Source organism: Neisseria sp. HMSC064E01, from assembly GCF_001808875.1.
GTDB lineage: Bacteria > Pseudomonadota > Gammaproteobacteria > Burkholderiales > Neisseriaceae > Neisseria > Neisseria sicca_A.
Map to the genome: position 1 here is coordinate 723 of NZ_KV794972.1, position 10037 is coordinate 10759.

Below are 10037 nucleotides of genomic sequence, written 5' to 3' on the forward strand. Positions count from 1 at the left end.
TCGTCTGAAAATTTTCAGACGACCTTTTGATTGCATTCAAGCTAGGATTTATTTATCGCGGCTGAATACGATTTTGGTTGCTTGGATGGCTACGCAGATTGCGCCACCGATGAAGATCAAGTCGGCTGCTGTGCGTACCCAGCGCAGGGTGTCGAGGATTTCCATTTGCAGGAATTCTTCGCTACGGGCATACCACAGGCCATGAGTGATGGAAGCGTATGCTTGAATCGCGCCGACAGGCAGCAGGCTGATGGCGATCATGCCGACCAAGCCACCGTTGAGCAGCCAGAAGCCCCAAGTCATGAGTTTGTCGTCGAAATGTGCGTTTGGTTTCAGGTAGCGGGCAACCAGTAATACGAAGCCCAGTGCCAAGAAGCCGTACACACCGAACAAGGCTGCGTGTGCGTGAACTGCGGTAGTGTTCAGACCTTGGATGTAGAACAGGGAAATCGGCGGGTTAATCAGGAAGCCGAATACGCCGGCACCGATCATGTTCCAGAAGGCAACTGCTACGAAGCACATCAGCGGCCAACGCAGGCGTTTCGCCCATTCGGACAGGTGTTGGTAAGACCAGTGTTCGTAAGCTTCACGACCCAGCAATACCAGCGGTACGACTTCCAATGCGGAGAAGCAGGCACCGATTGCCATAGAGGCGGAGGTAGAACCGGAGAAGTACAGGTGGTGCAGCGTACCCGGGATACCGCCCAACATGAAGATGGCGGCGGCAGCCAGAGTGGATGCGGTAGCGGTACTGCGGCGGACGAAGCCCATGTTGTAGAAGATGAAGGCAAAGGCTGCGGTCGCGAATACTTCGAAGAAGCCTTCTACCCACAGGTGAACTACCCACCAGCGCCAGTATTCCATGACGGCAATCGGGGATTTTTCGCCGTAGAACAGACCGGGTGCGTAGAACACGCCTACACCGACCATGGAGGCAACGAAGATTGCCAGCAGGTTTTTGTCCACGCCTTTTTCTTTAAAGGCGGAAACGGTACAGCGCAGCATCAGGAACAGCCACAACAGCAGGCCGACCATCAGCAGGAGTTGCCAGAAACGGCCCAAATCGAGGTATTCGTAACCTTGGTGTCCAAACCAGAAGTTGAGATCGGGACGAATGATGTGGGTCAGGGCGAAGAAGTTACCTGCGTAAGAACCGCCGACTACGATAAACAGGGCGATGTACAGGAAGTTTACGCCGGCACGTTGGAACTTGGGATCTTTGCCGCCGTTAACAATCGGAGCCAGGAACAGACCTGCTGTCAGGAAGCCGGTTGCAATCCAGAAGATGGCGGATTGGATGTGCCAAGTACGGGTCAATGCGTAAGGGAACCAGTCGGACATTTCGAAGCCGAGTGCTTCGTCGATACCGTAGAAACCTTGACCTTCGACGGTGTAGTGCGCGGTCAGGCCGCCCAGCAACACTTGTACCACAAACAGGGCGACTGTCAGGAAGACGTATTTGCCCAATGCTTTTTGGGAAGGAGTCAGCTGTACTTTGGAAATCGGGTCTTCAGTCGGAACTTCTACTTCTTCGTGTTTGGTCAGGAAGGAGTAACCCCACATCAGCAGACCGATACCCATCAAGAGCAGGACAACGCTGGTGAACGACCACATGTAGTTTTCAGTAGTCGGTACGTTGTTGATCAGAGGCTCGTGCGGCCAGTTGTTGGTATAGGTGAAAGTTTCGTCAGGACGGTTGGTCGAAGCAGACCATGAAGTCCAGAAGAAGAAGTTGAACAGTTTTTCACGCGCTTCTTTGCTTGGCAATGTGTTGTTTTTCATTGCGAAGTGTTCGCGGGTCGTCTGAAGGGCGGGATCGTCGCTGTATACGCCGTGGTAGTAAGGCAGGATGCTCTCAATGGCTTTGACACGGGTATCGCTGATAACGACGCTGCCGTCTTCTTTAATACGGCTTTGGTTGCGGTATTCGTCGGTAAGGCGGGTTTTCAGTACGGCTTGTTCTTCAGGAGAAACTTCGTTGAATTTTTTGCCGTAAGTCTCTTGCGCAGTCAAATCCAACCATGCGACAAGCTCGCGGTGCAGCCAGTCGGCTGTCCAGTCCGGAGCTTGGTATGCGCCGTGTCCCAATACGGAACCGACTTCCATACCGCCGGTGGTTTGCCAGGCAGACTGACCTGCCAAAATATCGTCTTTGGTCATCAGCTGAGTGCCTGATGCCGAAACGACTCTTTCAGGATAAGGCGGGGCTTTTTTATAAACCTCGCTGCCCATGTAGCCAAGAATGGTAAAGCAGACTGCCAGGACGGCAAACAGCAAGTACCATAACTTCTTGTACTGTCCCATTTCAGAACTCCTTATTTTGGTAAAAAGTGGTTGCTTATAAATTCATACTATATGAATGTTAAAGATTGTAGCACTCTTTTCAGGCAAAAGAAATATTCTCTTAACAACAATCTTTAAAAAACAGATATATAGTCAATAATAATTCTTATTATCAAAAATACGATGGCATTTTTGTAAAGAATTGGATAAAACATGTGAACAATAATAGACGATTTGATGTAGTTTTATCTAGTTATTAAGTAGTAAAACAGGTAGTAAAAGTTCATCTTTGATGAATTAATTGATTTAGGTCAAGATATAGCGGTAAAACCACCTACATAATCCTACAAAAGTTCACAAGAGATGCCTTTCAGACGACCCGGAATAAGGCAGTTTGAAAGAGCCGAAAGCGGTATGCCGCGGACGACAAAGGTTGAAAAAATATACCCTGACCTTCTTAAAATAGTTATTAAAGGAAATGACAACTATGAAACGCCAAGCTTTAGCTGCAATCATTGCTTCAGTTTTTGCTTTAGCCGCCTGTGGTGAGCAAGCTGCCCAAAAACCTGCCGAGCAAACCGCTTCCGCTTCCGCTCCTGCAGCTTCCGAGGCTCCTGCTTCCGGCGCTCAAGCTGCTGCCGAAACCCCTGCTGCCGAGCTGCCTGTTATCGACGCGGTAACTACCCACGCTCCTGAAGTTCCGCCTGCCATCGACCGCGACCATCCTGCACGTGTCCGCGTGAAAATGGAAACCGTCGAAAAAACCATGAAAATGGATGATGGCGTGGAATACCACTACTGGACATTTAACGGCGACGTTCCGGGCCGCATGATCCGCGTACGCGAAGGCGATACCGTGGAAGTCGAATTCTCTAACAACCCGTCTTCTACCGTACCGCACAACGTTGACTTCCACGCTGCTACCGGTCCAGGCGGTGGTGCAGAAGCCAGCTTTACCGCTCCGGGCCGTACTTCTACATTCAGCTTCAAAGCCCTGCAACCCGGTCTGTACATCTACCACTGTGCCGTTGCCCCTGTCGGTATGCACATCGCCAACGGTATGTACGGTCTGATTTTGGTTGAACCTAAAGAAGGTCTGCCTAAAGTGGACAAAGAGTTCTACATCGTACAAGGCGACTTCTACACCAAAGGTAAAAAAGGTGCGCAAGGCCTGCAACCGTTCGATATGGACAAAGCTATCGCCGAACAACCTGAATACGTTGTATTTAACGGTCACGTAGGCGCTATCGCCGGCGACAACGCCCTGAAAGCCAAAGCAGGCGAAACTGTCCGTATGTACGTGGGTAACGGTGGTCCGAACCTCGTTTCTTCCTTCCACGTTATCGGTGAGATCTTCGACAAAGTTTACGTAGAAGCCGGCAAACTGATCAACGAAAACGTACAAAGTACCCTGATCCCTGCCGGTGGTGCAGCGATTGTCGAATTTAAAGCCGACATCCCGGGCAGCTATACTGTGGTTGACCACTCTCTCTTCCGTGCGTTCAACAAAGGCGCGTTGGGTCAATTGAAAGTAGAGGGCGCAGAGAACGCTGAAATCATGACCAAAAAACTGGAAGACAAAGCCTATGCAGGTAGCGGTGCAGCTTCAGCCCCTGCCGCTTCAGCTCCGGCTGCCCCTGCATCTTCCGCAGCAGCGCCTGCTTCCGCAGCATCTGCAGGTAAAGGCGGCTACTAATCCAGTCATCTCGGCGTAGAGACAGAAAAAAGCCACTGCTGTTCCGGCTGATGCAAGGACAACAGTGGCTTTCTTCCACAACCAATCGAAAGATTGGTTTTTCAGACGACCTATCAAGTATCGAAGGTCGTCTGAAAAACCGGTTTCAAGCATTCACGAACCCAGCAAGCCAAAAGCACAATAATCAGAAGGCTTCTAAGGATTTTTATCCGGTTTCGCTATATAATCAAAGCCTAATAATCCCCGTATTCAGATTAGAAAGCCCGTTATGAAACTCATACCAGTCATCGCCCTATTTACCCTTGTTGCAAGCGGCAGTGCAGCGGCGGCCGAAATGGCAAAAGTTGAAGGCGGTAGCTACCGCCCGCTCTATCTGAAAAAAGAGACCAACCTCATTAAAGTCAAACCTTTCCAAATCGACAAGTACCCCGTTACCAATGCCGAATTTGCAGAGTTTGTCAAAAAACATCCCCAATGGCAAAAAGGTAAAGTCAGTTCCAAACAAGCCGAACCTGCCTACCTGAAACACTGGGTTAAAACCGGCAGCAACAGCTACGCGCCCAAACCCAACGAACTGAAACATCCGGTAACTAACGTATCTTGGTTTGCCGCTAACGCCTACTGCACTTCGCAAGGCAAACGCCTGCCGACCATAGACCAGTGGGAATTTGCCGGACTCGCCTCCGCCACTCAGAAAAACGGTTCTGCCGAACCCGGCTACAACCGCACCATTCTTGACTGGTATGCAGACGGCGGCAGAAACGGCTTGCACGATGTCGGCAAAAGCAAACCCAACTACTGGGGCATTTATGATATGCACGGCCTGATTTGGGAATGGACGGAAGACTTCAACAGCAGCCTGCTGTCCTCAGGCAATGCCGATACGCAAATGTTTTGCAGCGGTGCATCCGTAGGTTCCAGCGACCCGTCGAATTATGCCGCCTTCCTGCGCTACGGCATACGCACCAGCCTGCAGTCCAAATACGTCCTGCACAATCTGGGCTTCCGTTGCGCGAAATAATCGGTTTCATCACCAAAGCAGCTTTGGCGGTACTGAAAGGTATCGCCTTTTTTTGTCCATACAAAAGGTCGTCTGAAAACATTCAGTTTGGTCGGAACCGTGTTTTTCAGACGACCTTTTGGGATGATTGGGTTTTATTAAGCTGAATGGTTGTGTACGTTCTATAGTGGATTAACTTTAAACCAGTACGGCGTTGCCTCGCCTTAGCTCAAAGAGAACGATTCTCTAAGGTGCTTAAAGCACCAAGTGAATCGGTTCCGTACTATCTGTACTATCTGCGGCTTCATCGCCTTGTCCTGATGTACTATCTGCGGCTTCGTCGCCTTGTCCTGATTTAAAGTTAATCCACTATAACAACCTTGCTTATCATTTTCTTCAGATGATTCAAATCAAATATTAATTACATATAATTAATAATATTGTAATAATGCTATACAATATAACTAATCCTAAATGACTAAATATAGTCATAAGGATTTGGTTGATATTTTTTAAAAAATTCAAAAATGGAGAATGAAAAGATGAAACTAAACTTATCCGTCAAACCGCTGTGTTTGGTGTTGTCCCTTGTTTTTGCAAATGTTTGTGTTGCGGAAGGTATTGCGACAGGAGCGATGCACAAAAACGGTTCGGTCGCGTTGGGCAAAGACTCGAAGGCTGGGGAGAATGCGACTGCGTTGGGCGACAAAGCGGCTGCGGCGGGTTATAAGTCTGTTGCTGCCGGCTATGATTCAAACGCTTCGGGTTTGAGCGCGTCGGCATTTGGCAGCGAGGCTAAGGCGGAAGCATTGCGGACGGTTGCCGTCGGTTTCAGGGCGAATGCAAAAGGAACCAACGATATTGCCGTCGGCGGCGCATCGAAGGCTTCCGGCGGACAGTCGGTGGCGGTCGGTTTGATGTCGCAGGCAACGGGTTTGCGTTCTATCGCGGTCGGTGAAAGCGCGAAGGCTGCCGACATTGATGCGGTTGCGTTTGGACGCGGCAGCGAAGCCAATGCGCTCAGTTCCACTGCTGTCGGAGATAGGGCAAAAGCCAACGGTACGCAGGCGGTTGCGCTGGCATCTGCTGCCGAGGCAAACGGTTATCAAGCGGTTGCGGTCGGTACGCGCGCGGTTGCCGAAGAAACCAACAGCGTGGCATTGGGCGTGGAATCCTCTTCCACCGCACTCAACGGTCTTGCCGCCGGTACGCGCGCACGGGTACGCAAATCGGGCGGAACGGCTTTGGGCGCAGGTGCTGCTGCATTTGAAGAAAAATCCGCTGCTTTGGGCTACAAAGCAGAAGCGCGTCAGCAAAACTCCGTAGCACTCGGTACGGACAGCGTTGCCGATACTGCGGCAGGCGTTGCAGGTCATGACTTCGCTACCGGCGCGGCAAGTACGGAAACAGGCAGAACATGGGTATCGACTTTAGGTGCGGTATCTGTCGGCAGCGAACAAAACAGCCGCCAGATTACTAATGTTGCTGCGGGTAAGGAGGATACGGACGCGGTCAACGTTGCCCAAGTGAAGAGCCTTGCGCGCCAAACCCAAAGCAGCCTTGCCGCAGCCGAGAACAATCACCAGACCCAAATCGCCGCTTTGCGCAACGAAGCTAAAGTCCGTATGGACAAACTTGAAGAGCGTGCCGATTCAGGCTCCGCCGCTGCAATCGCGGTCGGCAGCCTCGGACAGGCATATCAGCCGGGACAAGGTGCGGTTTCCGTCGCAAGCGGTATCTGGCGCGGTAAAAGCGGTTACGCCGTAGGTATTTCCAAAGTATCCGCCAGCGGCAAATGGCTGGTTAAAGGCTCGGCAGTCGGCGCGGCGAAAGGCGGTGCGGGCGGCGGCGCCAGCGTAACCTACCTCTGGTAATCGTCGTTAGGCGTATTGCCTAAAGGTCGTCTGAAAACATTCTGTTTCGTCGAAACCGTGTTTTTCAGACGACCTCGTTCTTGATAATTCCCTATTTGTCCCAATTCTGTCGAAGTTATTAATTTTCGATAGAACAAAATGAATCCCAAATACGCTCCGCTTTTCCAATCTTTCACACTGAACAACGGCGTAACCGTCAAAAACCGCCTTGCTGTTGCACCCATGACCCATTTCGGCTCCCTCGCCGACGGCTTAATCAGCGACCAAGAGCGCACGTTTCTCGGCAACCGCGCAGGTGATATGGGGCTCTTTATCTCCGCCGCTACTCTGGTTCAAGAAGGCGGCAAAGCCTTTCGCGGACAGCCTGAAGCTACGGGCGAACACTGCCTTGACAGCCTGAAAGAAACCGCCCAAATCATTCAAAAACAAGGCGCGAAAGCGATTTTGCAAATCCATCATGGCGGCTCTAAAGCGATGGTAGAACTCAACCGCCGTGACAAAATAAGCGCGTCCGCCAGCGAAAAGGATGGAGCGCGTGAAGCGAGTGCTGCAGAAGTGGAAGAACTCATCGCCTCCTTCGCCCAAGCTGCCGATTTGGGACTTCGCGCAGGCTTCGACGGCGTGGAAATTCACGGCGCGAACGGCTATTTAATCCAACAGTTTTACTCCGCCCAAAGCAACCGCCGCAGCGACCAATGGGGCGGCAGCTTGGAAAACAGAATGCGCTTCCCGCTCGCCGTCGTCGATGCCGTTGCCGCCGTCCGTGAAAAACACCAGCGCAACGACTTCATCATCGGCTACCGTTTCTCGCCCGAAGAAGCAGGCGAAGACGGGCTGACCATGACCGAAACCGGCGAACTGATTGACGCCTTGGTGCAAAAGCCGTTGCAATACCTACATGTTTCCTTGTGGGAATTCGACAAAAAAATCCGACGCGGCGGCGATACGGCGCAAACCCGTATGCAGTTCATCCACGACCGCATCAACGGCAAACTGCCCCTTATCGGCGTGGGCAACCTGTTTACCGCCGACGATATTCTGGCGGCGTTTGAAACCGGCTGGGCGGAATTTATCGCATTGGGCAAAACCGTCATGATCAATCCGCACATCGCCACACAAATCCGCGAAGGCCGCGAAGCCGAAATCGAAACGCAACTCGACCCGGCGCGCGCTGACCATTACGGCTTCCCCGACATCCTGTGGGAATTTTCCGCCAGCGGTACGCAATCTTGGCTGCCGCCGGTAAAAGGCGCGGACTGGAAGCCGGTGGATGCCTGATTGATTGTAATGACAGCTTAAAACGGCAAAGATCATGTTTGCTGTTTGATGAGGTCGTCTGAAAAGGTTGCGGCATATGAATAACCTTTTCGCTATGACTGAGAGGTCGTCTGAAAAATCAAATACGAGATTTCAGACGACCTTTTTATTTTTTTGCTTCAAGGAAATGACGGTTGATGTCCCAGTCGGCTTGTGGTGCAGATGAACATGTTTTATCGGGCGAAGTAGGAGGTAAACAGCATGGTGTTACCGTTGTTTAGCCTATGGGTCGTCTGAAACGGGAAAAGGCAATGCGTGTGATGAGATGGTTTGGTGGATGCGGTTTTAAAAGTGTTGTTATATGTCATATATTATTTTGATTTAAATCAGGCAGTTGAAAAAAAAGGAGAGGTTTTTTTAACTTGTGGTTTGGGTACTTTGTCATATGTATGTTTTAATTCATGCTTTGAGTTGTAATGTTGTTATTTATAATCACTTGAAAACTTGCGGTTGTTTGTAATATAACTAAATTATTGTTTTTTATATTTTTTGACTTTGTGGGCAATGATGCAGATTGTCTTTGGCAGGGTTAGCGTAAGGAGTAAAAAATGCATGTTGTCGTTCTTCCATCGTGGTATCCGAAATCCGAAACGGATGTGGACGGGATTTTCTTCCGTTTGCAAGCTCAAGCTTTGCAGCGCAAAGGTTTGAAAGTAGGGGTCATTGCACCTTTGTTCCGTTCGTTGCGGACGGAATGGAAAAGTATTTTGACCGGACCTTATGGAATGCGGCATCACCGGCAGGGCGGTTTGAATACTTATGTTTACGACAGCATGTATTTTTTCCCGCATTGCCCCGTCGTCGATATCGACCGTATTCGTTGGGTAAGGGCGGGCATGAAGGCTTTTAAGCGGTATGTGGCAGAAAACGGCAAACCTGATGTCCTCCATGCGCATACAATGAATTTCGGCGGCGTTTTGGCGCATGAAATTTCTAAGAAATACGGTATTCCTTATGTGATTACCGAACACAGCAGCGCGATTGCCCGCAACCTGGTCCGTCCGAACCAATGGCCCAGTATGAAAGAATCCGCCCGACATTGTCAGGCGCGTTTTGCGGTCAGCAAGGATTTTTGTGCATTGCTGCGCGAGAAATACGGTTTGGACTGGGAATATCTGCCGAATATTTTGGGCGATAACTTTGCGCGTCCGTTCGAGCCTTTCGATAAGTCCCATCAGGATTTCACGTTTTGCTCCGTCTCTCACTTGCGCCATCTGAAAGGGCATGATTTATTGCTTCCCGCCTTTGCCAAGGCTTTGGAAAAGTATCCCTTCCTCAAACTCAAAATCGGCGGGAATGGCGTAGAAGCAGCGAATCTGCGCCGCTTGACCGAGGAGTTGGGCATCGGTCATGCCGTTACCTTTTTGGGCGCGTTGAAAACGGAAGAGGTCTTGGACTTGATGCGCCATAGCAATGCTTTTGTACTCGCCAGCCGAGTGGAAACATTCGGTGTGGTGTTCATCGAAGCGCTGTCACAAGGCTTGCCGGTCATTGCAACGATGTGCGGCGGGCCTCAGTCGATCGTCAATGAGGGTAATGGTTATCTGATTCCGATTGAAAATATAGAAGCATTGAGCGAGGCGCTGATTCGGATGTATGAAGAACGCGGGAAATTTTCGGCGGAAAAATTGCGTGCGGATTGTTTGAACGAGTTTGGCGAAGATGCCGTGATTGGAAGGCTGATTCAAGCGTTTGAAAAAGTGACCAGCAAATCGGCGGAAGCGTGAATCAATCACGGTATGTGAGAGCAGAAGGCTTGCGGTTAGGCTTAGAGTCTGGTGCAAGCCTTTATTGTTTGCGAATATGGTTCCTTTGTGATTAGAATTCCCTGTTTTGATGATATAGTGGATTAAATTTAAATCAGGAC

The 10037-nt window shown here is 50.4% G+C and carries 6 protein-coding genes; 5 read left to right on the forward strand and 1 reads right to left on the reverse strand.

Translation table 11 applies throughout. The annotated features are described in order from the left end of the window. Positions 1-48 precede the first annotated feature (48 nt). Positions 49-2304: a nitric-oxide reductase large subunit gene (locus HMPREF2572_RS11950; protein ID WP_070498846.1), complete on the reverse strand. Its 2256-nt coding sequence runs from the start codon at positions 2302-2304 to the stop codon at positions 49-51. Positions 2305-2770: 466 nt separating this feature from the next. Here HMPREF2572_RS11950 and nirK point away from each other — a divergent pair, with 466 nt between their 5' ends. The 5 genes from nirK to HMPREF2572_RS11975 all read left to right on the forward strand — a co-directional run bounded on the left by nirK (position 2771) and on the right by HMPREF2572_RS11975 (position 9897). Next, positions 2771-3979, forward strand: coding sequence for a copper-containing nitrite reductase (gene nirK / locus HMPREF2572_RS11955; protein WP_070498847.1), 1209 nt, complete (start codon positions 2771-2773; stop codon positions 3977-3979). 268 nt (positions 3980-4247) lie between these two features. Next, on the forward strand, positions 4248-5000 hold the full coding sequence (locus HMPREF2572_RS11960) for a formylglycine-generating enzyme family protein (protein WP_070498848.1): 753 nt from the start codon (positions 4248-4250) through the stop codon (positions 4998-5000). 521 nt (positions 5001-5521) lie between these two features. After that, on the forward strand, positions 5522-6853 hold the full coding sequence (locus HMPREF2572_RS11965; protein ID WP_070498882.1) for a YadA-like family protein: 1332 nt from the start codon (positions 5522-5524) through the stop codon (positions 6851-6853). A 138-nt stretch (positions 6854-6991) separates the two neighbouring features. Next, the gene (locus HMPREF2572_RS11970; protein ID WP_070498849.1) at positions 6992-8131 is read left to right on the forward strand and encodes an NADH-dependent flavin oxidoreductase; all 1140 of its coding nucleotides are present in this window, start codon (positions 6992-6994) and stop codon (positions 8129-8131) included. 587 nt (positions 8132-8718) lie between these two features. Then, positions 8719-9897 carry a glycosyltransferase gene (locus HMPREF2572_RS11975; protein WP_070498850.1) on the forward strand — a complete coding sequence of 393 codons (1179 nt, stop codon included), beginning with the start codon at positions 8719-8721 and terminating at the stop codon, positions 9895-9897. Positions 9898-10037: the final 140 nt, after the last annotated feature.